This is a genomic window from Streptomyces sp. BYX5S (assembly GCF_054724165.1).
This window is the reverse complement of sequence record NZ_CM138829.1, coordinates 3,072,580-3,094,733: the sequence shown is the minus strand read 5'-3', so window position 1 is coordinate 3,094,733 and position 22,154 is coordinate 3,072,580. Positions and strand designations below refer to the sequence as shown.

Annotated in this window: 23 protein-coding genes; 11 read left to right on the top strand and 12 right to left on the bottom strand. The window is 73.6% G+C overall.

The features are described from left to right. Positions 1 to 51: 51 nt before the first annotated feature. Together ACYBSK_RS14080 and ACYBSK_RS14075 are read right to left on the bottom strand one after the other, a co-directional pair. A complete protein-coding gene (locus tag ACYBSK_RS14080) occupies positions 52 to 696 on the bottom strand; it encodes an alpha-ketoglutarate-dependent dioxygenase AlkB family protein (protein ID WP_460246288.1) in 645 nt (214 codons plus the stop codon). An 80-nt stretch (positions 697 to 776) separates the two neighbouring features. Then, positions 777 to 1,895, bottom strand: a complete 1,119-nt coding sequence (locus ACYBSK_RS14075) for an alpha/beta hydrolase family protein (RefSeq protein ID WP_460246287.1) — start codon at positions 1,893 to 1,895, stop codon at positions 777 to 779. Between the two features lie 152 nt (positions 1,896 to 2,047). On the opposite strand from ACYBSK_RS14075, the gene ACYBSK_RS14070 reads away from it, so the two are divergent. Beyond that, positions 2,048 to 2,620 (top strand): VOC family protein, encoded by a 573-nt coding sequence (locus tag ACYBSK_RS14070; protein WP_460246286.1) that lies wholly within the window; start codon positions 2,048 to 2,050, stop codon positions 2,618 to 2,620. 22 nt (positions 2,621 to 2,642) lie between these two features. On the opposite strand, the gene ACYBSK_RS14065 is transcribed toward ACYBSK_RS14070, so the two are convergent. Beyond that, complete coding sequence (locus ACYBSK_RS14065; RefSeq protein ID WP_460246285.1) at positions 2,643 to 3,494, bottom strand: class II fructose-bisphosphate aldolase; 852 nt, start codon at positions 3,492 to 3,494, stop codon at positions 2,643 to 2,645. 34 nt (positions 3,495 to 3,528) lie between these two features. Beyond that, the gene (locus ACYBSK_RS14060; protein ID WP_460246284.1) at positions 3,529 to 4,446 is read right to left on the bottom strand and encodes an SIS domain-containing protein; all 918 of its coding nucleotides are present in this window, start codon (positions 4,444 to 4,446) and stop codon (positions 3,529 to 3,531) included. Between the two features lie 202 nt (positions 4,447 to 4,648). Here ACYBSK_RS14060 and ACYBSK_RS14055 point away from each other — a divergent pair, with 202 nt between their 5' ends. From ACYBSK_RS14055 to ACYBSK_RS14045, 3 genes are all read left to right on the top strand, one after another. Next, positions 4,649 to 5,428 (top strand): DeoR/GlpR family DNA-binding transcription regulator, encoded by a 780-nt coding sequence (locus ACYBSK_RS14055; RefSeq protein WP_460246283.1) that lies wholly within the window; start codon positions 4,649 to 4,651, stop codon positions 5,426 to 5,428. Between the two features lie 128 nt (positions 5,429 to 5,556). Further along, positions 5,557 to 6,771, top strand: coding sequence for an MFS transporter (locus ACYBSK_RS14050; RefSeq protein ID WP_460246282.1), 1,215 nt, complete (start codon positions 5,557 to 5,559; stop codon positions 6,769 to 6,771). Positions 6,772 to 6,835: 64 nt separating this feature from the next. Continuing rightward, entirely contained in the window at positions 6,836 to 7,582 is a 747-nt protein-coding gene (locus ACYBSK_RS14045) for a maleylpyruvate isomerase family mycothiol-dependent enzyme (RefSeq protein ID WP_460246281.1), read from the top strand. A gap of 2 nt (positions 7,583 to 7,584) precedes the next feature. Here the strand turns inward: ACYBSK_RS14045 and ACYBSK_RS14040 are convergent, their stop codons facing one another. Next, positions 7,585 to 7,998, bottom strand: a complete 414-nt coding sequence (locus tag ACYBSK_RS14040) for a DUF6223 family protein (RefSeq protein ID WP_460246280.1) — start codon at positions 7,996 to 7,998, stop codon at positions 7,585 to 7,587. 224 nt (positions 7,999 to 8,222) lie between these two features. Between ACYBSK_RS14040 and ACYBSK_RS14035 the strand changes: the two genes are divergently transcribed. Together ACYBSK_RS14035 and ACYBSK_RS14030 are read left to right on the top strand one after the other, a co-directional pair. Next, a complete protein-coding gene (locus ACYBSK_RS14035; protein ID WP_460246279.1) occupies positions 8,223 to 9,353 on the top strand; it encodes a sensor histidine kinase in 1,131 nt (376 codons plus the stop codon). 90 nt (positions 9,354 to 9,443) lie between these two features. Continuing rightward, positions 9,444 to 10,106 (top strand): response regulator, encoded by a 663-nt coding sequence (locus ACYBSK_RS14030; protein ID WP_460247028.1) that lies wholly within the window; start codon positions 9,444 to 9,446, stop codon positions 10,104 to 10,106. A 31-nt stretch (positions 10,107 to 10,137) separates the two neighbouring features. Here ACYBSK_RS14030 and ACYBSK_RS14025 read toward each other — a convergent pair whose 3' ends face one another. From ACYBSK_RS14025 to ACYBSK_RS14015, 3 genes are all read right to left on the bottom strand, one after another. Further along, positions 10,138 to 10,803, bottom strand: a complete 666-nt coding sequence (locus tag ACYBSK_RS14025; RefSeq protein ID WP_457477389.1) for a response regulator — start codon at positions 10,801 to 10,803, stop codon at positions 10,138 to 10,140. Further along, positions 10,800 to 12,044, bottom strand: coding sequence for a sensor histidine kinase (locus ACYBSK_RS14020; RefSeq protein WP_460246278.1), 1,245 nt, complete (start codon positions 12,042 to 12,044; stop codon positions 10,800 to 10,802). The genes ACYBSK_RS14025 and ACYBSK_RS14020 overlap by 4 nt, the downstream gene beginning before the upstream one ends. 80 nt (positions 12,045 to 12,124) lie before the next feature. Continuing rightward, positions 12,125 to 12,847 (bottom strand): TetR/AcrR family transcriptional regulator, encoded by a 723-nt coding sequence (locus tag ACYBSK_RS14015; protein ID WP_460246277.1) that lies wholly within the window; start codon positions 12,845 to 12,847, stop codon positions 12,125 to 12,127. Positions 12,848 to 12,992: 145 nt separating this feature from the next. On the opposite strand from ACYBSK_RS14015, the gene ACYBSK_RS14010 reads away from it, so the two are divergent. Next, the gene (locus ACYBSK_RS14010) at positions 12,993 to 13,445 is read left to right on the top strand and encodes a nitroreductase family deazaflavin-dependent oxidoreductase (RefSeq protein WP_457477386.1); all 453 of its coding nucleotides are present in this window, start codon (positions 12,993 to 12,995) and stop codon (positions 13,443 to 13,445) included. A 3-nt stretch (positions 13,446 to 13,448) separates the two neighbouring features. Here the strand turns inward: ACYBSK_RS14010 and ACYBSK_RS14005 are convergent, their stop codons facing one another. Beyond that, positions 13,449 to 14,747, bottom strand: a complete 1,299-nt coding sequence (locus tag ACYBSK_RS14005; RefSeq protein WP_460246276.1) for a geranylgeranyl reductase family protein — start codon at positions 14,745 to 14,747, stop codon at positions 13,449 to 13,451. A gap of 83 nt (positions 14,748 to 14,830) precedes the next feature. On the opposite strand from ACYBSK_RS14005, the gene ACYBSK_RS14000 reads away from it, so the two are divergent. Together ACYBSK_RS14000 and ACYBSK_RS13995 are read left to right on the top strand one after the other, a co-directional pair. Next, positions 14,831 to 16,192 carry a dipeptidase gene (locus ACYBSK_RS14000; protein ID WP_457477384.1) on the top strand — a complete coding sequence of 454 codons (1,362 nt, stop codon included), beginning with the start codon at positions 14,831 to 14,833 and terminating at the stop codon, positions 16,190 to 16,192. 73 nt (positions 16,193 to 16,265) lie between these two features. After that, entirely contained in the window at positions 16,266 to 16,988 is a 723-nt protein-coding gene (locus ACYBSK_RS13995; RefSeq protein WP_460246275.1) for an MBL fold metallo-hydrolase, read from the top strand. A 25-nt stretch (positions 16,989 to 17,013) separates the two neighbouring features. On the opposite strand, the gene ACYBSK_RS13990 is transcribed toward ACYBSK_RS13995, so the two are convergent. Continuing rightward, the gene (locus ACYBSK_RS13990) at positions 17,014 to 18,009 is read right to left on the bottom strand and encodes an NUDIX hydrolase (RefSeq protein WP_457477382.1); all 996 of its coding nucleotides are present in this window, start codon (positions 18,007 to 18,009) and stop codon (positions 17,014 to 17,016) included. A 623-nt stretch (positions 18,010 to 18,632) separates the two neighbouring features. On the opposite strand from ACYBSK_RS13990, the gene ACYBSK_RS13985 reads away from it, so the two are divergent. After that, positions 18,633 to 19,055: an STAS domain-containing protein gene (locus tag ACYBSK_RS13985; RefSeq protein WP_457477381.1), complete on the top strand. Its 423-nt coding sequence runs from the start codon at positions 18,633 to 18,635 to the stop codon at positions 19,053 to 19,055. Positions 19,056 to 19,079: 24 nt separating this feature from the next. Here the strand turns inward: ACYBSK_RS13985 and ACYBSK_RS13980 are convergent, their stop codons facing one another. Next, entirely contained in the window at positions 19,080 to 20,042 is a 963-nt protein-coding gene (locus ACYBSK_RS13980) for an ROK family protein (RefSeq protein ID WP_457477380.1), read from the bottom strand. 105 nt (positions 20,043 to 20,147) lie between these two features. Here ACYBSK_RS13980 and ACYBSK_RS13975 point away from each other — a divergent pair, with 105 nt between their 5' ends. Beyond that, positions 20,148 to 21,230 (top strand): LacI family DNA-binding transcriptional regulator, encoded by a 1,083-nt coding sequence (locus ACYBSK_RS13975; protein ID WP_460246274.1) that lies wholly within the window; start codon positions 20,148 to 20,150, stop codon positions 21,228 to 21,230. 27 nt (positions 21,231 to 21,257) lie between these two features. On the opposite strand, the gene ACYBSK_RS13970 is transcribed toward ACYBSK_RS13975, so the two are convergent. Then, positions 21,258 to 21,731: an NUDIX hydrolase gene (locus tag ACYBSK_RS13970; RefSeq protein ID WP_460246273.1), complete on the bottom strand. Its 474-nt coding sequence runs from the start codon at positions 21,729 to 21,731 to the stop codon at positions 21,258 to 21,260. Positions 21,732 to 22,154: the final 423 nt, after the last annotated feature.

Here is a 22,154-nt window from a genome sequence, read left to right as displayed (position 1 = left end):
CAGGAATGGTAGCCGGTCACCGCCCCGCGGCCGATCCGCGGACCGGCGCCGCTACAGGCCGCTGACCCGCAGCGTGATGTTGAGCCGCCCCCGCACCCCGAGCTCCGGCGGCGCCGTCCCCGGCTCGGTCCTCGGTACCCCGTGGTACGCGAACCGTGACTGGCCACCGAACACGAACAGGTCCCCGCTGCGCAGCTCGACGTCCGTGTACGGCTTCGTGCGGGTCTCGGTGTTGCCGAACCGGAAGACGCAGGTGTCACCGAGGCTGAGGGAGACGACGGGTGCGGACGACTTCTCGTCGCGGTCCTTGTGCATGCCCATGTGGGCGTCCGGGCCGTAGTGGTTGATCAGCGCGATGTCGTACGGGTCGCCGCCGGGTTCCTCGTCGTACGCGGCGGCCACCGCGCGCCGGCCGAGTGTCACCAGCTCGTCCGGCATCGGCTTCACCGCCGCCCCGTCGCCGTCGACGGCGGTGCGCGCGTACCCGTACGGGAACCAGTGCCAGCCGAGGCCGAACTGCCGCACGCTCATCCGTCCGCCGCCCGGCAGCCGCACGTCGCGCAGTCCGGCCGGCGGGCGCGCCCAGGTCCGGCACAGCTCGACCAGGTGCCGCTGCTCGCGCGGGTCGAGCCAGTCGGGGACGTGGACGGCGCCGGGGGCGATCTCCGTGCGCTCGCGGCCGAACAGTTCGTTCATGGTTCCAGTGTCTCCGACGGCACCTTCATAAGTCCGTGCGCGCCGGTGTTCACCCTGCTCAGAAGGTGCTCATGGGTGGCTCACGGGGTGCGTTCCGCCACCCAGGCCGCGATCAGGTCGGCGACCTGGACCCGCGCCTCGGGTGGTTCCTGGAAGTAGTGGCCGGACATGATGTGTTCGAGGCGCTTGTCCGAGGCGGCCAGGTGGCCGAAGAGGGCGTTCGCGTCGCTCTCGTAGACGCAGGTGTCGGCCGTGGCGTGGATCACGAGGGACGGGACGGTGATCCGGGCCAGGTGCGGGGCGGCGACGCACTGCGAGGTGCGCAGGCTCCACATCGACAGCCAGGTGCGCAGTGTGGAGAGCGCGCCGATGCCGACCGTGCCGTAGTTGGCGCGGACGGGTTCGCCCAGGTAGCACCGGCCCGCGGGGCGGTCGGACGGTTCGATGGTCGGGTCGATCATCCGCAGGTCGGCCCAGGTGCGGTGGAGCGGGAAGAGCTGGTCGCGGGCGCGGGTGCCGCGCAGCGCGTCGAGGCGTTCGAGCGCCCAGTCGGTGATCCGCTCGTTGCGTGCCCGCTGCGCCGCCCGGTAGCGCGCCTGGAACTCCGCGCTGTACGGGGCGGGGTTGCGCGGGTCGAAGGGGTCGAGGTCAGGGTCGACGGAGAGGGGGTCGGTCTCGTCCGTGACCGACGGGTCCATCCAGTTGGTCAGCACCTCGGGGCGTCCGGAGTGCGCGGCGAGCGCCACGAACAGGTCGCCGGGGTCGAGGTGCTGGATGGCCTCCACGGGGCGGGCGCCCGCCGTGGGCAGAACGTTGGGCTCGACGGCCTGCGACTGGTAGGCCGCCATGAGGGAGCCGCCGCCGGAGTTGCCGAGCAGCACGACGCGTTCGACGCCCGCGTGCTCCTTGAGCCAGCGCACGCCGACGCCGATCTCCGCCAGGGCGTGGTCGAGGAGGAAGTGGGGTTCGGCGCCGCGGAAGCGGGTGTTCCAGCCGAGGAAGCCGTAGCCGCGCTCGGCCAGGTGGGGCGCCAGGTAGTGCTCCGAGAAGTCGACGTTGTAGTGGCTCGCGAGGAACGCCGTGGTCGGCCGGTGGTCCTTGGGGCGGTGGTAGAGGCCCTGGCAGGGGTGTCCGCCGGCGCCCGCGCGATCGACCAGCGGTGACGCCAACCCGACGAATTCCCGGACGACTTCGTGCATGGCGCGACCTCCGCGGACATCAGCGTCTGTGGTGTGCCGGCACGCTAGCGCAGTTCTGAATCCGAGTTTAGATTCATAACGCAAGAGTTTTCCGGGAAGCCCGCATCCCCCGTAACCACCGAAGTCCCCGCGGACGGCTGGAGGCACGACACATGGCATGGCGCAACCCGAAGTTCGAGCTCGGCGGGGTCAACCACCTCGCGCTGGTCTGCGCGGACATGCAGCGCACCGTGGACTTCTACACCGGGGTCCTCGGCATGCGGCTGACCAAGACGATCGAGTTCCCCGGTGGCGCCGGGCAGCACTTCTTCTTCGACATGGGCGGCGGCAACGCGCTGGCGTTCTTCTGGTTCCAGGACGCCCCGGACGCGGTGCCGGGGGTGTCGCGGCCGGTGACCGTGCCGGGCGGCGGCGAGTGGCAGACGGCGGTCGGCACCATGAACCACGTCGCGATCAACGTGCCGGAGGAGCGGTTCCTGAAGTACCACGCCCAGTTGCGGGAGTCCGGGGTGGAGGTGAGTCCGGTCATCGACCACGACGACAGCCCGGAGGGGTACGCGAAGGAGCTGCACGACGGCGTCTTCGTGCGGTCCTTCTACTTCCAGGACCCGGACGGCATCCTGCTCGAATTCGCCTGCTGGCTCCGGGAGATGGGCGCGCCCGGCGACGTCGCCCACACCCCGCGCACCGAGGCCGACCGGATCTCTCCGGCCGTCACCGGCTGAGGCACGGCCCGGGGAGCACCGCTCAGCCTCGCACCACCCCGATGAGTTCGGTCACCGTGCGCGCCATCGCCTCACGCGCCACCTTGAGGTACGTGCGTGTGTCGACGGCCTCCGGGTGGGTCGTGAGGAACTCCCGGACGGCGGAGGTCATGGCGATGTTCAGAGCCGTACCGATGTTGACCTTCGTGATGCCGCCCCGGACCGCCGCGGCCAGCTCCGCGTCGGGGACGCCCGACGAACCGTGCAGCACCAGCGGTACGCCGAGACCGTCGGCGAGCCGCTTCAGCAGGTCGTGGTCGAGGGACGCGGTACGGGTCGTCATGGCGTGCGAGGAGCCGATGGCCACCGCGAGGGCGTCGACGCCGGTGTCGGTCACGAAGGCGCGCGCCTCGCCGGGGTCGGTGCGGGCGCCGGGCGCGTGCGCGTCCAGGGGCGCGGCCCCGTCCTTGCCCCCGACCTGCCCCAACTCGGCCTCCACCCACAGCCCGTGGGCGTGCCCCCAGTCGGCGGCGGCGCGGGTCGCCGCGAGGTTCTCGTCGTGGGGCAGGCGCGCGGCGTCGTACATCACCGAGCCGAACCCGGCGTCGGCGGCCTGCCGCAGCAGCGCGTCGCTCTGTACGTGGTCCAGGTGCAGGCCGACGTCGACGCGCGCGGCCTCGGCCGCGGCGACGGCGGCGCGGGCGAGCGGCTGGAGCCGTCCGTAGCGGTAGCGGACGGCGTTCTCGCTGATCTGGAGGACGACGGGGGCGTCGGCGGCCTCGGCGCCCGCGACGACCGCCTCGATGTGTTCGAGGGTGATGACGTTGAAGGCCGCGACGGCGCCGCGCCGGGCCGCCGCCGCGCCGACGAGGGTCCCTGTTGCTGCGAGGGGCACTGCCCCTCCCTTCTCAAGAGCCGTGGCGAGAGGGTCAGTTGGCGTCGAGGATCACCGAGCGGGTGAGGTGGCGGGGCCGGTCCGGATCGAGTTCCCTGCGCGCCGCGACGGCGACGGCGAGACGCTGGGCCCGGACCAGTTCCGCCAGCGGGTCGAGGCGGCCCTCGATCCAGAGCGCGCCGGTCCCGGCGACCTGTGCGGCGAGGCCCTGCGGCGCTTCGCCGAGCATCCACGTCGCTGTGCCGGAGGTGGTGACGCTGATCGGGCCGTGCCGGTACTCCATCGCCGGGTACGCCTCGGTCCAGGACAGGGAGGCCTCGCGCATCTTCAGCGCCGCCTCGTTCGCGAGGCCGACCGTCCAGCCGCGGCCGAGGAAGGTGAACTGGCCGCATTCCACGAGGCCTTCGGGCAGCGGCTCGGCGAGCGCCGTGCGCGCGTCGGCGACCGCCTGCTCGGGGTGCAGGCCCAGGTGGGCGCGGAGGAGGGTGAGGGCGGTGGTCGCGAACCGGGTCTGGACGACCGACCGTTCGTCGGCGAAGTCGAGGACGACCAGGTCGTCGGCCGCGTCCGCGATCGGGGTGGCCGGGTCGCCGGTGATCGCCGTCGTGCGGGCCCGGCCGCGGTGGGCGGCCAGCAGGTCGAGCACCTCGGTGGTGGTGCCGGAGCGGGTCAGCGCGATGACGTGGTCGTAGGCGCGCCCGCCCGGGAACTCCGAGGCCGCGAACGCGTCGGTCTCGCCGAGGCCCGCCTGCTCGCGCAGCGCCGCCGCGGCCTGCGCCATGAACCACGAGGTGCCGCAGCCGACGATCGCGACCCGCTCCCCCGCGACCGGCAGCGCCGCCTTGTGCCGGGCGGCGAGCCCCGCGGCCCGTGTCCAGCACTCGGGCTGGCTGTTCAGTTCGGTCTCGACGTGGCTTTCCTGCCGGCCCGTCCGGCCCTGGTCACCGCTCATACCGTGCCCCCACTCCGCGTCTGGTCGCACCTCGGGAGGCGCGCGCACTGTTTGCGTATTCCTGCAAGATATAGCGAGCTTTCGCGCAGGATCAAGCATTTGCGTGCAGGCCGGTTAAGGTCGTGCCACCCGCCGGAACGCGCACCGGACCCGCGACAGGACCGGACCAGCACCCGAACCGCACGACGAGTTGGAGCCCGAGATGTCCCGCGACGCCCGCTGGAAGTCCCTCCTGGAGCTGCTCGTCGAGCGCGGGCGTCTCGATGTGGAGGACGCCGCGAGCGAGCTGGGCGTCTCGGCCGCGACCATCCGCCGCGACTTCGACGGACTCGCCGAACAGCAGATGCTGGTGCGCACCCGCGGCGGCGCCGTCGTGCACGGCGTCAGCTACGAACTCCCCCTGCGCTACAAGTCCGCGCTCGGCGCCGCCGAGAAGCAGCGGATCGCCAAGGCCGTCGCCGACCTCGTCACCCCCGGCGAGGCGGTCGGCCTCACCGGCGGCACGACCACCACCGAGGTCGCGCGGGCGCTCGCGATCCGGCCGGACCTCGCCTCCGGCTCGCCCGCCCTGACGATCGTCACGAACGCGTTGAACATCGCGAACGAGCTCGCGGTGCGCCCCCAGTTCAAGATCGTGCTCACGGGTGGGGTCGCGCGCCCGCAGTCGTACGAACTGATCGGACCGCTCGCCGACGGCGTGCTCGGCCAGGTCACCCTCGACACGGCGGTGCTCGGCGTCGTCGGCCTCGACGTCACGCACGGCGCGTCGGCGCACGACGAGGCGGAGGCGGCGATCAACCGGATGCTGTGCGAGCGGGCGGAGCGAGTGGTTGTCGCGGCCGACTCCAGCAAGCTCGGCCATCGGGCGTTCGCGCGGATCTGCGACGTGGCGCGGCTCGACGTGCTCGTCACGGACACGGCGGCGGACGGGGCGACGCTCGGCCGGTTCGAGGAGGCGGGGGTGCGGGTGGTCACCGTGTGACGTGCCGGGAGAGGAGCGGGGTCCGCGCGCGTGACGCGCCGGGAGTGCATCGAGGCCCGTGCGTGTGACGCGTCGTCCCGTCCGGCACCCCCTTGTTCAGCTGCGGAGTCCCGTCCTACTCTGACTTTGTGCCGCTACTGAACAAACTGAGGGCCGTCAGCGCCGACGACCCTCGCGCCTCGTCCCTGGCCCGGCTGCGCCTGGCCCTCACCGCGTTCTTCGCGCTCGACGGCTTCGTCTTCGCCGGCTGGGTGGTCCGCATCCCCGCCGTCAAGGAGCAGACCGGCGCCTCGGCGAGCGCTCTCGGGCTCGCGCTGCTCGGCGTCTCGGCCGGCGCCGTGATCACGATGATGCTGACCGGGCGGCTCTGCCGCCGCTTCGGCGCGCACGCGGTGACCGTCGCCTGCGGTGTGCTGCTCCCGCTCACCGTGATCCTGCCGCCCCTGACGCACTCCCCGGTCGCGCTCGGCCTCGTACTCCTGGCGTTCGGGGCGGCGTACGGCGGTATCAACGTGGCGATGAACAGCGCCGCCGTCGACCTGGTCGGCGCGCTCGGCAGGCCGGTCATGCCCAGCTTCCACGCCGCGTTCAGCCTCGGCGGCATGGTCGGCTCCGGGCTCGGCGGTCTGGTCGCGGCCCACCTGTCGCCCACCCGGCACCTGCTGGCCATCGCCGTGCTCGGCCTCGCCGTCACCGCCTGCGCCGCCCCGACACTGCTGCGCCACCCGGCGCCGCGCCCCGCGACCCCCGCGCCCGAAGCCGCCGAGGCCACCGCCGCCCCCACCCGGGTCGACGGCCGCACCCGCCTGCTCGTCCTCGTCTTCGGCCTCATCGCGCTGTGCACGGCGTACGGCGAGGGGGCCCTGGCCGACTGGAGCGCGCTGCACATGGAGCAGGACCTGGGCGCCCACCCGGGCATCGCGGCCGCCAGCTACGCGTGCTTCGCCTTCGCCATGACCATCGGCCGGCTCACCGGCACGGCGCTGCTCGAACGGCTCGGCAGGACGCGGACCTTGGTGGCGGGCGGACTGACCGGCGCGGCCGGGATGCTGCTCGGCTCGCTGGCGCCCACGGTGTGGCTCGCGCTCATCGGCTTCGCCGTCACGGGGCTCGGCCTCGCGAACCTCTTCCCCGTCGCGATCGAGCGGGCCGGTGCGCTCGCGGGGCCGACGGGGGTCGCCGCCGCGTCCACGCTCGGGTACGGCGGCATGCTGCTCGGACCACCCGCGATCGGCTTCATGGCGGACTGGTTCTCGCTGCCCACGGCCCTCACGAGCGTGGCGCTGCTGGCCGCCGTCGCGGCCACCATCGGCTTCGCGACGCGGCGGGTGGCGACGGCGTAAAAGCGTGGGTCATGTCGATCAATTGGCTTGTCCACGGGCCCACTTCGGACGGCAGACTCTGCACATGCAGATTGCCGAACATATTCGCATCGTGGACGACGAGGGCCGGTCGCTGGCCGCGGCAGCCGAGGAGGCGGGGGTCGACGCCAAGGTGTCGACGTGCCCCGGCTGGCAGGTCCGGGACCTGCTGCGCCACCAGGGCGCGGTGCATCGCTGGGCCAACTCCTATGTAGCGGAGGGCATGAAGAAGCCGCACCGCCTTGAGGACCGCGCCGACCTGGACGGTGACGCCCTGCTCGCCTGGTACCGGGAGGGGCACCGGCAGCTTGTCGACACCCTGACGAACGCACCCCCCGACGTGGACTGTTGGGCCTTCCTCCCCGCTCCTTCCCCGCTGGCTTTCTGGGCGCGGCGCCAGGCGCACGAGACGACCGTGCACCGCGTGGACGCGGAGTCGGCCCTGCCCCGGCACGGCAGCGAGGAACCCACCACGATCACCACGGAGTTCGCCGTCGACGGGATCGACGAACTGCTCACCGGCTTCCACGCCCGCGAGCGCAGCCGGGTGCGCTCGGACGTGCCCCGGACCCTGCGCGTACGGGCCACCGACGCCGGCGCGGACGCCGTGTGGACGGTACGGATCACGCAGGACCCGCCGGCCGCCGAGCGCGGCACGGCGGGCGAGGCGGAGTGCGAACTCGCCGGCCCCGCCGCGCGTTTGTACGTGGCGCTGTGGAACCGGCTGCCGTTCCCCGAGGTGAGCGGGGACCGGGCGCTCGCGGCGCTCTGGCGGGAGCACTCAGGCATCTGACGTCACCGGCCCGGCTGGTGCCCGACCGCCCCGTACCGCCGGAAGCGGTTACGCGCCAGCCGGCCCACGACCACGGCGGCCACGCCGAGCACGAGGGCGATGCCACCGCCGACGACACCGTTTCCGGTGCCGGGGCCGCCGTCGGCGAGCGCGAGGTTCAGCACACCGACGAGCGCGGCGACGAGCCCCGCGCACTGCGCCGCGAGGGCCGCCCGCCGCGACCGGTGGCCGAGCCGCCCCGCCAGGGCGAGGCCGCCGAGGACGACCCCGATCAGCCCGACGCCCACGGCGGACGTGGCCCACACGCGGTCGGCGGTCCAGTAGAGCGAGTCGGCCTCGGCCGCGGGCGCCGAGACGAACGCGGAGCGCATCGCCTGCACGGCCTGGACGGGCTGCACGGACAGCAAGCCTGACATCGGTTTCTCCCTCGTCTGCGAAAGGTGTCCCCCTGGCGCTTCGAGCATGTCGCCGGGGTGGCGGCGCCGTCGTCCGGCAGCCGCGGACTCTTCGCGCTGCGCCCGCCGCCGCAGCCGACTACCGCGGGCGCGGTACTTTTCCGCGCGCTGCGGCGTGCGCGGCAGCGCACTCCTCGTCCGCGCGCAGGGTCCGCGCGAGACTGCCCTGCAGCTAGATTGCGCGCATGGGCACCAACCGGTTCGCCGTGCCGCCGGGCGTCAGGGACGCGGTGATCGCCGTGGGCGTCGCGGCGATGCTGCTCGCCGCCGCGCTCTCCGGCGACCGGGCCGCTACGGGCGTCGAACTCCTCGGCTACGCCCTGCTGTTGACCGGCGGCCTCGCGCTCTTCGCGCGCCGCCGCGCCCCGGTCGCCGTCCTCGCGGTCACCGGCGTCTGCGCGGTCGGCCATCAGGCGACCGGTGTCGACGTACCCGTCGTGGCCTACCTCTTCGCGGTGTACGCCGCCGTGCGCGAGGGGCACCGCCTGGTGACGGCGGTGGCGTCGGTCGCCGTCATGGCGGCCCTCCCCCTCGCGTATCTGGTGTCGCCGCACGGCGGTTCCGTCGGCGAGGCGTTCACGCACTCGCGCGGCGCCCTCGAACTGGGCTGGCTGGTCGCGGCCGCCGCCGCGGGGGAAGCGCTGCGGCAGGCCGAGCGGCGGGCGGACGAGGCGGAGCGGACCCGGGAGGAGACCGCGCTGCGCCGCGCCGACGAGGAACGACTTCGTATCGCACGGGAGTTGCACGATTCACTGACCCACCAGATCTCGATCGTCAAGCTCCAGGCCGAGGTCGCCGTCCACGTCGCGCTCAAGCACGGCGAGCAGCCGCCGGAGGCCCTCCTCGCGATCCAGGAGGCGGGCCGGGAGGCGAGCCGGGAGCTGCGCGCGACGCTGGAGGCGCTGCGGGACGACGACACCCGGCCGCCGCACACCCTGGACGACCTGCCGGAGCTGGTGAAGCGGGCCGGTACCGGGGGCCTGGAGACGCGGCTGACGGTCGAGGGCGGCCCCCGCGAGATTCCGGCGGCCGTGCAGCGCACCGCCTACCGCATCGTCCAGGAGTCGCTGACGAACGTCGCCAGGCACGCCGCCGCCCGCACCGCCGAGGTCGCCGTCGACCACCGCCCGGACTCCCTGGTCCTGCGCGTCGTCGACGACGGCCGGGCGTCGCCGGACGCCGCCCCGCTGCCCGGGATCGGGCTGCTCGGCATGCGGGAGCGGGTCACCGCACTGGGCGGCACGCTGCGGGCCGGGCCCCGCGCCGGGGGCGGGTTCGAGGTCCTGGCCGAACTCCCGGTGGAGCGCACACCGTGACCGAGGAGCCCCACCGTGAGCGAGGAGTCCGTCGTGCGTGAGGAGCCCACCGTCAGCGGTGCGCGAGGGACGGCCGCGCCGTCGCCCCCGATCCGCGTCCTGCTCGTCGACGACCAGCCGCTCATCCGCAGCGGGTTCCGCGCGCTCCTCGACCTGGAGGACGACATCGAGGTGGTGGCCGAGGCCGCCGACGGCGAGGAGGGGGTCGCGCTGGTCCGCGACCTGCTGCCGGACACCGTGCTGATCGACATCCGGATGCCGGTCGTCGACGGCATCGAGGCGACCCGCCGGATCGCCGCGGACCCGGCCCTCGACCGGGTGCACGTCGTCGTCCTGACCAACTACGGCCTGGACGAGTACGTCTACGACGCGCTGCGGGCCGGTGCCGCGGGGTTCCTGGTCAAGGACATCCTGCCGCAGGACCTGCTGCACGCGGTCCGGGTCGCGGCGCGCGGCGACGCGCTGCTCGCGCCGTCCATCACCCGCAAACTGATCGACCGTTACGTGACCCAGCCGCCGCACCCGGGCCTCGCCGCGGCCCTGGAGGAGCTGACGAACCGTGAGCGGGAGGCCGTCGCCCTCGTCGCCCACGGGCTGTCCAACGACGAGGTCGCCGTGCGCATGGTGATCACGCCGCTGACCGCGAAGACGCACATCAACCGGGCCATGTCCAAGCTCCGCGCCCGCGACCGCGCCCATCTGGTGGTGCTGGCCTACGAGTCGGGGCTGGTCGCACCGCGCGGCTCCGCGTGACCGGCGGACGGCGCCCCGACGCGGTGCGCGCTCAGCCCAGCCAGCCGGGCCGTACGAGCCCCGACTCGTAGGCGAGGACGACGAGTTGGGCGCGGTCGCGGGCGCCCAGCTTCACCATCGCGCGGCTCACGTGGGTCTTCGCGGTGAGCGGGCTGACGACCAGGCGGCGGGCGATCTCGTCGTTGGACAGGCCGATCCCGACGAGCGTCATCACCTCCCGTTCCCGCTCGGTCAGTCCGGCGAGCGGGGCGACGGCCGCCGGTTCCTTCGAGCGCGCGGCGAACTCGGCGATGAGGCGGCGGGTGACCCCGGGCGAGAGCAGTGCGTCGCCGTGCACGACGGCCCGTACCGCGCGCAGCAGTTCGTCCGGTTCGGTGTCCTTGACGAGGAAGCCGGAGGCGCCGGAGCGGATGGCCTCGAAGACGTACTCGTCGAGTTCGAAGGTGGTCAGCATGACCACCTTCACGGCTTCCAGTTCGGCGTCCTCGCTGATGCGCCGGGTCGCGGCGAGGCCGTCGAGGAGGGGCATGCGGATGTCCATGAGCACGACGTCGGGGCGCAGTTCGCGCACCATCCGCACCGTCTCCTCGCCGTCGGCGGCCTCGCCCGCGACCGCGATGTCGGCCTGCGCGTCGAGCAGGGCGCGGAATCCGGCGCGGACGAGCGACTGGTCGTCGGCGAGCAGGACGCGGATCACTTCGGGGCCTCCCGGTGCGTGGTGGTGACGGGCAGCCGCGCGACGACCCGGAAGCCTCCGTCGGACCGCGGTCCCGCCTCGATCGTGCCACCGAGGGCGGCGGCACGCTCGCGCATCCCGGCGAGCCCGTTGCCGCTGCCGCCCGCGTCGGCGCGCGTCGCGGGGCCGTCGTCGTCGACGGTGAGCGTCAACTCGCCTGCCGCGTACGCCGTGTGTACGCGCGCGTGGCGCGATCCCGAGTGCCGTACGACGTTGGTGAGCGCCTCCTGCACGATGCGGAACGCGGCGAGGTCGGCGCCCGGTGGCAGCGTGGTCCGGGTCCCCTCGGTCGTGACGTCGACGGTGAGGCCGGCGCCCGCCGCCTGGTCGACGAGTTCCGGGAGCCGGTCGAGTCCGGGCGCCGGGGTGCGCGGCGCGTCGCCGGGTGCGCGCAGGGTGTCGAGGACCTGCCGCACCTCCCCCAGCGCCTCCTTGCTCGCGCTCTTGATCGTGGTGAGCGCGGTGCGCGCCTGCTCCGGGTCGGCGTCGAGCAGGGCCAGGCCGACGCCCGCCTGCACGTTGATCACGGAGAGGGAGTGGGCGAGCACGTCGTGGAGTTCGCGGGCGATGCGCAGGCGTTCCTCGTCGGCCCGCCGCCGCGCCGCCTTTTCGCGCTCCACGCGCGCGTGCTCCCACTGTTCGCGCCGTACCCGCGCCAGTTCGGCGATCGCCAGGACGGCGAGCACCCAGGCCGCGACGATCCCTTCCTGCGCCCACGGGGCGGGCCCGTCGCCGGACGGCGGCAGATACGCGTACAGCCAGTGCCCGATGAGCAGATGCCCCGCCCAGAGCACCCCGGCGGCGGCCCAGGCGGCCCATCTGCGTCCCGCCACGATCGCGGAGAAGCAGGCGAGGGCCACGAGCAGAAACACCGGGCCGTACGGATACCCGGCGCCCAGGTACACGGCCACGCACGCCGTCGTCGCGAACGCGACGGCGACCGGGTACCGGTGCCGCCACAGGAGCAGGACGCCTCCGGCGAGCATCAGCAGCCGCGCGAAGAGGTCCAGGTCGGCGCGCTCCCCGGCCTGGCCGTGCGCGGCGAAGTTCGTCCCCATGAGGACGAAGGCGGTGACGACCAGCGTGGACCGCCACGGCCACCGCCGCTCGTCCTCGGCGGCGGGCCCCCACCGCTCGCGCAGCCACGGGGGCCCGCCCCACGGGCGGGGCCGGCCTCCGTCGCGCGCACGCTGCTCGTCCATGCTGCCACGCTAAGGGCGGGGGGCGGTGTGGGGCGTCCGCCGTGCGAGGTGATCAGGCGTACTTCGCGGGAAGTAGGCGGCTACCGGGTGAGCCCGACGTCCCCGGCGAGCCGCGTCACGGCGTGGGCGAAGAAGGCCGAGCGGTCCTCGACGACCCGGTGGAACTGGCCGAACAGCTCGAAGCCGACGAGCCCGAACAGCTGCGCCCACGCGGCGACCAGCGCGGCCACCACCTCCGGCGGCAGGTCCGGGGCGAGCTCCGCGGCCATCCGCTCGGCCTCGGGCCGCAGCGCGTCGGAGAGCGGGGGCGGTGTCACACCGCCGCCCTCGTGGGCGTCCCGCACGATCCGGATCAGCAGCAGCCCGACGCGCGCGGCCGCCTGGACGGTCGTGTCCGGCGCCGTGTATCCGGGCACGGGCGAGCCGTAGATGAGCGCGTACTCGTGCGGACAGGCCAGGGCCCACTCCCGCACCGCGCCGCACACCGCGCTCCAGCGCTCGGTGGCCGACGACGTCCGCACGAAGCCGGCGTCGGCGTGCTCGGCGGCCTCGCCGAGCGCGTCGTAGGCGTCGATGATGAGCGCGGTCAGCAGGTCGTCGCGGCTCGGGAAGTAGCGGTACAGGGCGGAGGAGACCATGCCGAGTTCCCTGGCCACGGCGCGCAGCGAGAGCTTCGCGGCGCCGTCCTGGGCGAGCTGTCTGCGCGCCTCGTCCTTGATGGCGGCGGTGATCTCCTGCCGGGCGCGGGCGCGGGCCCCTTGCGCGGCACTGGTGCGTGGGGGTGTGCTGCGGCTCGTACTCATGGGGAAAGTGTTCCACGGATGCGGATCGGTGCACACATCGCGGGTCGGTGCTCAAAAAAGAGAGCAATGCTCTTGCCGCGGAACGCAGACTGCGTGCACACTGATCTCAAGCGAGAGCACCGCTCACACTTTCCTGGAGGACCCCATGTCCGCGTCCGCACACGTTCAGAAGCCCGGCTGGTTCACCGTGAACGTCTTGAACCGGACCGTGGCGTGGATGACCCGCCGGGGCCTCAGCGTGTGGGGATCGCGTGTCCTCGCCGTCCGGGGCCGCAAGAGCGGCGAGTGGCGCACCACCCCGGTGAACCTGCTGACCGTGGACGGTCAGCAGTACCTGGTGGCCCCTCGCGGCCACGTCCAGTGGACCCACAACATGCGGGCCGCGGGCGGCGGTGAACTGCGCCTCGGCAAGAAGGCCGACGTCTTCACCGCGGCCGAGGTCGCGGACGACGACAAGCCCGCCCTGCTGCGCGCCTACCTCAAGCGCTGGAAGGCGGAGGTCGGCGTGTTCTTCAACGGGGTGGGGCCCGACTCCTCCGACGCCGAACTGCGCCGGATCGCGCCGGACCACCCCGTCTTCCGCATCACGTTCGAGTGACCGTCAGCGGTCCAGCCGCGCCAGCGCCCGCCCCGCCATCGGATGCGTCCGCACCAGTTCACCGAGGGACGACGAGCCCCGGGTGATCCTCGCGAACGCGTTCCAGGCGGGGCGCAGCGTGGTGAGGGCCGCGTGCAGCAGTCCGGGCTTGCTCTCGAAGACCGCCAACATGCGCTTGCCGACGGCCATTTCGACGCCGAGCCCGGCCTTGACGGCGAACGCGTAGTTCAGCGCCTGCCGCCGCGCGTCCACCGCGTCGTGCGCCTCGGCGACCCGGACCGCCCACTCCCCCGCGAGCCGCCCCGAGCGCAGGGCGAACGAGATGCCCTCGCGGGTCCACGGCTCAAGGAGCCCCGCCGCGTCCCCGCACACCAGGACCCGGCCGCGCGAGAGCGGCGAGTCGTCGGCGCGGCAGCGCGTCAGGTGCCCGGACGAGATCGAGGGCTCGAAGCCGGCGAGGCCGAGCCGGGCGATGAAGTCCTCCAAGTACCGCTTGGTGGCGGCCCCTTCGCCCTTCGCCGAGATGACGCCCACCGTCAGCGTGTCGCCCTTCGGGAACACCCATCCGTAACTGCCGGGGATCGGCCCCCAGTCGATGAGGACCCGCCCGCGCCAGTCCTCGGCGACGGCCTCGGGCACCGGGATCTCCGCCTCCAGGCCGAGGTCGACCTGGTCCATCTCCACGCCGACGTGCGCCCCGATCCGGCTCGCGGAACCGTCGGCGCCGACCACCGCCCGCGCCAGGATCGTCTCGCCGCCCTGGAGTCCGACCGCGACGGTCCGCCGGTCGGGCACGGCGCTGCCGTGCTGCTCGACGCTGGTCACCGTGACACCGGTGCGCAGTTCTGCGCCCGCCTTCTGGGCGTGCTCGACGAGCTGGGCGTCGAATTCGGGCCGGTTGATGAGCCCGAACAGCATCTTCTTGGAGCGCCGGGTGCGCGTGTACTTGCCGTTCACGGAGAACGTCACCGCGTTGACCCGGTCCTTGAACGGCAGCACGAAGCCGGGCGGCAGCGTGTCCCGGGAGGGGCCGATGATGCCGCCGCCGCATGTCTTGTACCGGGGCAGTTCGGCCTTCTCCAGGAGCAGTACCCGGCGGCCCGCGGTCGCGGCCGCGTACGCGGCGGACGCCCCGGCCGGGCCCGCGCCCACGACGACGACGTCCCACACGCTCCCGGAGGCGCCGTCGTCGCCCGTCTCGTTGCCGCCCGTGCCGTTCGTCGCCGGATTCTCGCTGCTCACGATGGTCTGCTGCTCCCGTTTCGGCCATCTTGGAATGCCTGCCGCACCTGTCCCAGGCATCCTACGGCGGGCAGCGCGGCGACCCCCTGTGGGAGGATCTTCCGCACACCCTGCACAACGTCGCACCCACGAGGAGCGTGCCCATGTCGCGGCATCCGATCGCCGAAACCGTCGCCTCGCTCATGCCGAGCGCCAAGGCGGAGCTGACCGAACTGGTCGCGTTCAAGTCGGTGGCGGACTTCGAGCAGTACCCGAGGAGCGAGAGCGAGGGCGCCGCCAACTGGGTCGCCGACGCGCTGCGCGCCGAGGGCTTCCAGGATGTCGCGCTGCTCGACACCCCCGACGGCACGCAGTCGGTGTACGGCTTCCTGCCCGGCCCCGAGGGCGCGCCGACGGTGCTGCTGTACGCGCACTACGACGTGCAGCCGCCGCTGGACGAGGAGGCGTGGGTGACGCCCCCGTTCGAGCTCACCGAGCGGGCGGACGGCCGCTGGTACGGGCGCGGCTCGGCCGACTGCAAGGGCGGCGTGCTGCTGCACCTCCTGGCGATCCGCGCGCTCAAGGCGAACGGCGGGGTGCCGGTCAACGTCAAGGTGATCGCGGAGGGTTCCGAGGAGCAGGGCACGGGCGGCCTGGAGCGCTACGCCGAGCAGCACCCGGACCTCCTCACGGCCGACACGATCGTGATCGGCGACGCGGGCAACTTCCGCGTCGGCCTGCCCACGGCGACCGCGACGCTGCGCGGCATGACCCTGGTCCGCGTCGAGATGGCCACCCTCGAAGGCAACCTGCACTCCGGTCAGTTCGGCGGCGCCGCCCCGGACGCGCTCGGCGCCCTGGTGCGCGTACTGGACTCGCTGCGCGCCGAGGACGGCTCGACGACGGTCGACGGCCTGACCGCGGCCGAGTCCTGGGACGGCCTCCAGTACGACGAGGACGCGTTCCGCAAGGACGCCAAGGTGCTCGACGGTGTGGAGCTGATCGGTTCCGGCACGGTCGCCGACCGCATCTGGGCACGCCCCGCCGTCACCGTGCTCGGCATCGACTGCCCGCCGGTCGTCGGCGCGACGCCGTCCGTGCAGGCGGGCGCCCGCGCGCTGATCAGCCTGCGCGTGCCGCCGGGCACGGACGCCGCGGAGGCCACGAAGCTCCTGATGGCGCACATCGAGTCGCACACCCCGTGGGGCGCCCGGGTGAAGGTCGAGCAGGTCGGCCAGGGCCAGCCGTTCCGCGCGAACACCGAGAGCCCCGCGTACGCGGCGATGGCCGACGCCATGCGGCAGGCGTACGACGGCCAGGAGATGCAGTTCGCCGGCCAGGGCGGCTCGATCCCGTTGTGCAACACGCTCGCCTCGCTCTACCCGGAGGCCGAGATCCTCCTCATCGGCCTGAGCGAGCCGGAGGCGCAGATCCACGCGGTCAACGAGTCCGTCTCCCCCGACGAGCTGGAGCGCCTGTCGGTGGCGGAGGCCCTCTTCCTCCAGAAGTACGCGTCCGCCAACTGACGCGGACCGGGGCCGGTCTGCTCTGGGCAGAGCCGTACGACGCCCTGCCCGCGGCCGCCGTACGGTCGCGGGCATGACCCCTTACGCACCCACCGCCGTCCTCGACCTCACGCCCCGGCTGCGCATGCTGCGCTTCCCCGTGGGCCAGGCCTATCTCTGGCGCGACGGCGACGCCTTGACCCTCGTCGACGCGGGCGCGCCGGGAGCCGGGGCGCCCGTCGCGGACGCCGTACGGGACTGGGGGCACGCGCCCGAGGACGTCCGGCGGATCGTGCTGACGCACTTCCACGAGGATCACGCGGGAGGCGCCGGGGAGTTCGCGCGGCTGAGCGGCGCCGAGGTGTACGCGCACCGGCTGGACGCGCCGTTCGTCCGCGGCGAGCGGCCCGGCCCGGATCCCGTCTTCGAGGAGTGGGAGCGGCCGATCCACGAGCAGGCCCTGGCCCAGCTCCCGCCGCCTCCGGCCGATCCCGTGCTCCCTTACGGAGTAAGGGAGTTGGACGACGGCGACGTGCTCGACTTCGGTGGCGGCGCGCGCGTGGTGGGGGCGCCCGGCCACACGGACGGGTCGATCGGGATCCACCTCCCGGAGCACGGCGTGCTGTTCACCGGCGACGCGATCGCGGTGTCCCCGGTGGACGGGCAGGTCATGCTCGGCGTGTTCAACCTGGACCGGGCGCGGGCGGTCGCCTCGTACCGGCGGCTCGCCGCGCTCGACAGCGAAGTGGCGTGCTTCGGGCACGGCGACCCGGTGACGGGCGGGGCGGCCGGGGCGCTGCGGGCGGCGGCGCCGTGAGCCGCACGCCGCACCGGCCCGGCGCTCAGCCCACCGGAACTCCGGCCTCCAGGTAGTGGGCGGCGCCGCGTTCGCGCGCCCTCAGGGCCCAGCGCAGCCGCTCGAACCGTACGGGCGGCAGCAGATCGGCCGCCTCCTCCTCCGTCACGAAGCGCCATGCGCGCAGCTCGGGGCCCGGCAGCAGGACGTCGCGCGCCCGCGCGCCCGCGAGGCGGCCACCGTCGAAGAGCAGGCGCAGGCCGCCGTAGCCGGGCGGGGCGGGCGACTCCCAGTCGACAACCAACAGGCGCGGCACGTCGTCGAGTTCGATCCCGGTCTCCTCCGCCACCTCGCGCATGCCCGCGCGCGCGGGCGCCTCGCCCGCCTCCACGACCCCACCGGGGAACTCCCAGCCGGGCTTGTACGTGGGGTCGACGAGCAGCACGCGGTCCTCGTCGTCGAAGAGCAATACGCCCGCGGCGACGGTCTCGGCGGTCGGCTCCGGCGTCTGGACGATGTCGCAGGACGCCACGTCCCCGGTGCGCAGGGCGGCGGCGATCCGCAGGGCGGTCTCGTACGGGGACAGTCGGCCGTTGTCCACGGGGTAGGCGTCGGCGGCGAGCCAGCCCGCGAGGGCGGCGCGATAGGGCTCGCTGTCGGCCGGGGTCTCACCGGCGGGGTCCCGTGTGCGCAGGATCGTTTCCCCTGGAGCAAGCAGCACATGGCACACGGGGATCCGCCGCGCCGCCAGTCCCCCGAAGATCTCGTCGCGGTACTCCTGGCGCAGCAGCCCCATCGGGACCACGAGCACGCCGCCCAGCTCGGCGAGGAGCGCGGCCGCCGTGTCGACGACGAGGCGCCGCCAGATCGGCAGATCCTGATGGGTGCTCACTTCGGCGAGCCGTTTCGCGGGCAGCAGCCGCTCCAGCTCGCTCTCGATCACCTCGGGGTCGAAGAGTGTGCAGTCGGGGATCAGGTCGATCAACTCCCGCGCTGCGGTGGTCTTCCCCGCACGGGACGCCCCGTTGATCCAGACGATCACGGCTCCCCCTCCTCCATCGGCCCCCTGTGGCTTGCCCGCAACACCCTGCCACGGAAACCAGACGCTGATGAGGGGGATCGATGCATGGGCCAGCAATCCTGGGCGGCGGCGCCCGGCGCCCGCCCGCCGCCCAGGGAAGTAGCGGCAGGCGGGCCCTCCGTACCAGGCGGTCGCACGCCATGACACCGCCCGGGGCGCCTTCCGGGTATCGGGGGGAGCCCGGAGGCGCGCACGGGAGACCTGGCGGCCGGACGGCACCCACCGCTGCCCGACGGTCGGCGGTCGCGGCCTGTTCTGGGCCTCCCGCTCTTTCTTCGGGCCAGTCAAGCGCGGCCCGACACGGAGCGACACCGTGTGCGCACGCCCGGTGACGGTGCGGAATTCACACGGGGTGTGCGACGAACACCCAGGCCGCAGCTCCAGCGATCCACTGTCAACTGTCAAGCGATTTCTGGGTAATTCACCCAATCCGGTGACGTTGCGCGGTTGGGAATCGTTACGCCGACGCGGCCTGCGCATCGGCCCGCTAGCGTGCTTGACCAGGCGCCCTGGACCCCGGCGGCCTCAGCTCGCCCGACCGGCCCGCCCTGGGAACCGGACGGGCCCGTCACTCGGGGGTCCAGATGCTACGCAGCGGTCACCAGGACTGCGCTCTCGGCGGTTTCGGCGAATCGGCCGCGCTCGGCGACGACATTCCCACGCCTCGGCTGCGCACCGTCGAGGACTGTGTCGTCATTGAACTCTTCGGCGAGGTCGACATCCTGGCCTTCCACCGGCTCGCCCCGATGTTCGACTCCGTGGCCTCGGGGCCGTACCGCGTGGTGGTGGTCGATCTGACGCGCACCACGTTCCTCGACTGCTCCGGGCTCAGACTGCTGGTGCGGGCCACTCACAAGACCCGGCACCGGGACAGCCGCGTGACGGTGGTCTGCCGCCAGCGCCTCACCCTCCGCCTCATCGAGATGGGCGGCCTGACCCGCCTGTTGAATCCGGTGTGGACGGTGGACGAAGCGGTGCGCGGGGACCGCCGGGACGAGGCCGGGTAGCGGGTACGGGCGCACCGGCCGCCCTCACACCGCCTGGCGCCGCACCCCGTTCACGGCCGCACCCGTGCGCAGCGCCGCTGCCGCCGCACCCACGAGCCCGGCGTCCGTGCCCGTGGAGGCCGGGGCCACCGTGAGGTTCTGGACGAACGACAGCGTGGCGTAGTCGCGCAGCGCGCGGCGCAGGGGCGTGAACAGGACGTCGCCGGCCTTGGCCACGCCGCCGCCGACCACCGCGATGTCGATCTCCACCAGCGTCGCCGTCGCCGCGATGCCGGCCGCGAGGGCCTGGGCCGCGCGCTCGAAGGAGGCCGTCGCCACCGGGTCCCCGGCGCGGGCCGCCGCGGCCACCGCCGCGGCCGTCGCGTCACCGTCGGGCCCCGGCCGCCAGCCGCGGTCGAGGGCGCGGCGGGCGATGTTGGGGCCGCTGGCGATGCGCTCCACGCAGCCGCGGGCACCGCAGGGGCAGGGGTCGCCGTCCAGGTCGACGCTGATGTGGCCGATGTGCCCCGCGTTGCCCGTGGGGCCGGGGTGCAGTGCGCCGCCCAGGATCAGGCCGCCGCCGACGCCGGTCGAGACGACCATGCACAGCGCGTTGTCGTGGCCGCGGGCCGCGCCCTGCCAGTGCTCGGCGGCCGTCATCGCCACGCCGTCGCCGATCAGCTCGACCGGCAGTTCACCGGTGACCGCCCGCACCCGCTCGACCAGCGGGAAGCCGCGCCACCCCGGCACGTTGACCGGGCTGACCGTGCCCCGCGAACGGTCCACGGGGCCCGCGCTGCCGATGCCGACGGCCCGCACCCGGGGCCACGCCGCGGCGGCCGTCAGCTCGCCGAGCACCGCCTCCACCGCACCCATCACCGTGTCGCCGTCCTCCTGCGCGGGGGTCGGGCGCTGCGCCCGGACGAGGAGGTGGCCCCGGTCGTCCACAAGGGCACCGGCGATCTTGGTGCCGCCGATGTCGAGCGCGGCGACGAGGTCCATGTGCATCAGTGTCTGATCCCCCGGAAAAGGCAGGTCGAATGGGCGGCCGCGAACAGCGACCGGGCGATGATGGACAGTCTCCCCCGCATCTGACAACGTTGTCCAGGCCCTATGCTCGACGCCACACGCCCAGGCGACAGGACAGGACAGCGCACAGTGGACCGTACCGCCCCCCGCACCGAGAGCCGCTACGGCAACCGCCCGACGATGAAGGACGTCGCCGCGCGCGCCGGGGTCGGCCTGAAGACGGTCTCCCGCGTGGTCAACGCGGAGCCCGGCGTCACCGAGGACACGGAGCGCCGGGTCCAGGAAGCGATCGCCGCGCTCGGTTTCCGGCGCAACGACAGCGCGCGCGTTCTGCGCAAGGGACGTACGGCGAGCATCGGACTCGTCCTGGAGGACCTGGCCGACCCGTTCTACGGTCCGCTCAGCCGCGCCGTCGAGGAGGTCGCGCGGGCGCACGGCGCGCTGCTCATCAACGGGTCCAGTGCCGAGGACGCGGAGCGGGAGCAGGAGTTGGTGCTCGCGCTGTGCGCGCGGCGCGTGGACGGCCTGGTCGTGATTCCGGCCGGCACCGACCACCAGTACCTGAAGCCGGAGATCGCGGCCGGGGTCGCCACCGTGTTCGTGGACCGGCCCGCCGGGCAGATCGACGCGGACGTGGTGCTGTCGGACAACTTCGGCGGCGCGCGGGACGGGGTCGCGCACCTCATCGCCCAGGGGCACCGCCGGATCGGCTTCATCGGTGACCAGCCCCGGATCCACACGGCGGTGGAGCGGCTGCGCGGGTACCGGGCCGCGATGGAGGAGGCCGGGCTCGACACGGCCGAGCGGTGGGTGTCGCTGGGTGTCACCGACCCCGAGCGGGTGCGGCGGGCGGCCGAGGAGATGCTGTCGGGCCCCGACCCGGTCACGGCGATCTTCGCGGGCAACAACCGTGTGACCGTCACGGCGGTCCGCATTCTGAGCGAGCTTGAGCGGCCCGTGGCCCTGGTCGGCTTCGACGACATCGAGCTGGGCGATCTGCTGAAGCCCGGGGTCACGGTGGTGGCGCAGGACGCCGCGCAGCTCGGCCGCACGGCGGCGGACCGTCTCTTCCTCCAGCTCGACGGGGCGTCGCTGCCTCCCGAGCGGATCGAACTGCCGACGCGGCTGATCCAGCGCGGCTCGGGCGAGCTGCCGCCGTCGGAGTGAGCGGGGTACGGGGGCGGGCCGGGCGGCTCAGTGCCGGATCGGGCCGCCCACCGGTACGGGGGTGACGTGGCCGGTCGGTGGGGTGGTGCGGGCCAGGGTGAGGCCGATGTCGACGAGCGAGGAGCGGGTGAGCTCCGCGATGCCGTCGAGCGGTGTCCAGAGGGATTCGGCGGTGTTCCCGTCGGGTTCGGGACGGAGGGCTCCGCCGGTGATCCGGACCGTGTAGTAGATGCCGACGTTGTGCAGCGGGGGTGAGCCCGGGACGCGGCGTTCCGGGGCCGGGACCACGCGGGAGTCCACGCCCAGCAGGCGGTCGACCTCGCCGGTCAGGCCGGTCTCCTCGGCAAGTTCGCGGACGACCGCCTCCACGGGGTCCTCCGCGCCCTCGACCCGGCCGCCGGGGAGGGTCCAGGTGCGGGATCCGTCGGGGGCGACGGCGTGGGCCAGGAGGGCGTGGCCGTCCTCGATGCACACGGCGTACGCCGCCAGTCTCAGATCCACCCCGGGAGGGTATCCCGCCAACTGCCCTGTCCGGGCTGCCCCATTCGGCTTCAGCGGCGCTGGGCGGTTCCATGAGGCGGGGGCTGGTGCGGCGTGGGGCGGTGCCGTCGAGCCCCTTCGGCGAGGCCCGGCGCCAATAGGCCTCGGCGGCGATGGCCGGCCCCAACAAGCCTTTCGAGCCCCCTCGGCACTTTCGCCTTCGAGCCCCCTCCGCGCTTTCACCTTCGAGCTCCCTCGGCACATGAGTCTTCTACGCCCTGCGGCGGCCAAGCCCTTTGAGCCCCTGCGGCGATTGAGCAGCGGGGTATGGGGCAGAGCCCCAATCCTTTGAGCCCCTGCGGCGATTGAGCAGGCGGCTCCGTGGCTGAGGCCGCGGGGCTCCGCCCCGGACCCCGCTGCTCAATCGCCGCAGGGGCTTGAACA

What these genes read in the sequence shown, in the direction of transcription:
- ACYBSK_RS14005 (WP_460246276.1), bottom strand. Translation starts at nt 14,747, where the DNA reads ATGCCTGGGACAGGTGCGGCAGGCATTCCAAGATGGCCGAAACGGGAG.
- ACYBSK_RS14000 (WP_457477384.1), top strand. Translation starts at nt 14,831, where the DNA reads ATGTCGCGGCATCCGATCGCCGAAACCGTCGCCTCGCTCATGCCGAGC.
- ACYBSK_RS13985 (WP_457477381.1), top strand. Translation starts at nt 18,633, where the DNA reads ATGCTACGCAGCGGTCACCAGGACTGCGCTCTCGGCGGTTTCGGCGAA.
- ACYBSK_RS14015 (WP_460246277.1), bottom strand. Translation starts at nt 12,847, where the DNA reads ATGAGTACGAGCCGCAGCACACCCCCACGCACCAGTGCCGCGCAAGGG.
- ACYBSK_RS13975 (WP_460246274.1), top strand. Translation starts at nt 20,148, where the DNA reads ATGCTCGACGCCACACGCCCAGGCGACAGGACAGGACAGCGCACAGTG.
- ACYBSK_RS14080 (WP_460246288.1), bottom strand. Translation starts at nt 696, where the DNA reads ATGAACGAACTGTTCGGCCGCGAGCGCACGGAGATCGCCCCCGGCGCC.
- ACYBSK_RS14070 (WP_460246286.1), top strand. Translation starts at nt 2,048, where the DNA reads ATGGCATGGCGCAACCCGAAGTTCGAGCTCGGCGGGGTCAACCACCTC.
- ACYBSK_RS14060 (WP_460246284.1), bottom strand. Translation starts at nt 4,446, where the DNA reads ATGAGCGGTGACCAGGGCCGGACGGGCCGGCAGGAAAGCCACGTCGAG.
- ACYBSK_RS14045 (WP_460246281.1), top strand. Translation starts at nt 6,836, where the DNA reads ATGCAGATTGCCGAACATATTCGCATCGTGGACGACGAGGGCCGGTCG.
- ACYBSK_RS14010 (WP_457477386.1), top strand. Translation starts at nt 12,993, where the DNA reads ATGTCCGCGTCCGCACACGTTCAGAAGCCCGGCTGGTTCACCGTGAAC.
- ACYBSK_RS13995 (WP_460246275.1), top strand. Translation starts at nt 16,266, where the DNA reads ATGACCCCTTACGCACCCACCGCCGTCCTCGACCTCACGCCCCGGCTG.
- ACYBSK_RS14035 (WP_460246279.1), top strand. Translation starts at nt 8,223, where the DNA reads ATGGGCACCAACCGGTTCGCCGTGCCGCCGGGCGTCAGGGACGCGGTG.
- ACYBSK_RS14055 (WP_460246283.1), top strand. Translation starts at nt 4,649, where the DNA reads ATGTCCCGCGACGCCCGCTGGAAGTCCCTCCTGGAGCTGCTCGTCGAG.
- ACYBSK_RS14040 (WP_460246280.1), bottom strand. Translation starts at nt 7,998, where the DNA reads ATGTCAGGCTTGCTGTCCGTGCAGCCCGTCCAGGCCGTGCAGGCGATG.
- ACYBSK_RS13980 (WP_457477380.1), bottom strand. Translation starts at nt 20,042, where the DNA reads ATGCACATGGACCTCGTCGCCGCGCTCGACATCGGCGGCACCAAGATC.
- ACYBSK_RS14020 (WP_460246278.1), bottom strand. Translation starts at nt 12,044, where the DNA reads ATGGACGAGCAGCGTGCGCGCGACGGAGGCCGGCCCCGCCCGTGGGGC.
- ACYBSK_RS14075 (WP_460246287.1), bottom strand. Translation starts at nt 1,895, where the DNA reads ATGCACGAAGTCGTCCGGGAATTCGTCGGGTTGGCGTCACCGCTGGTC.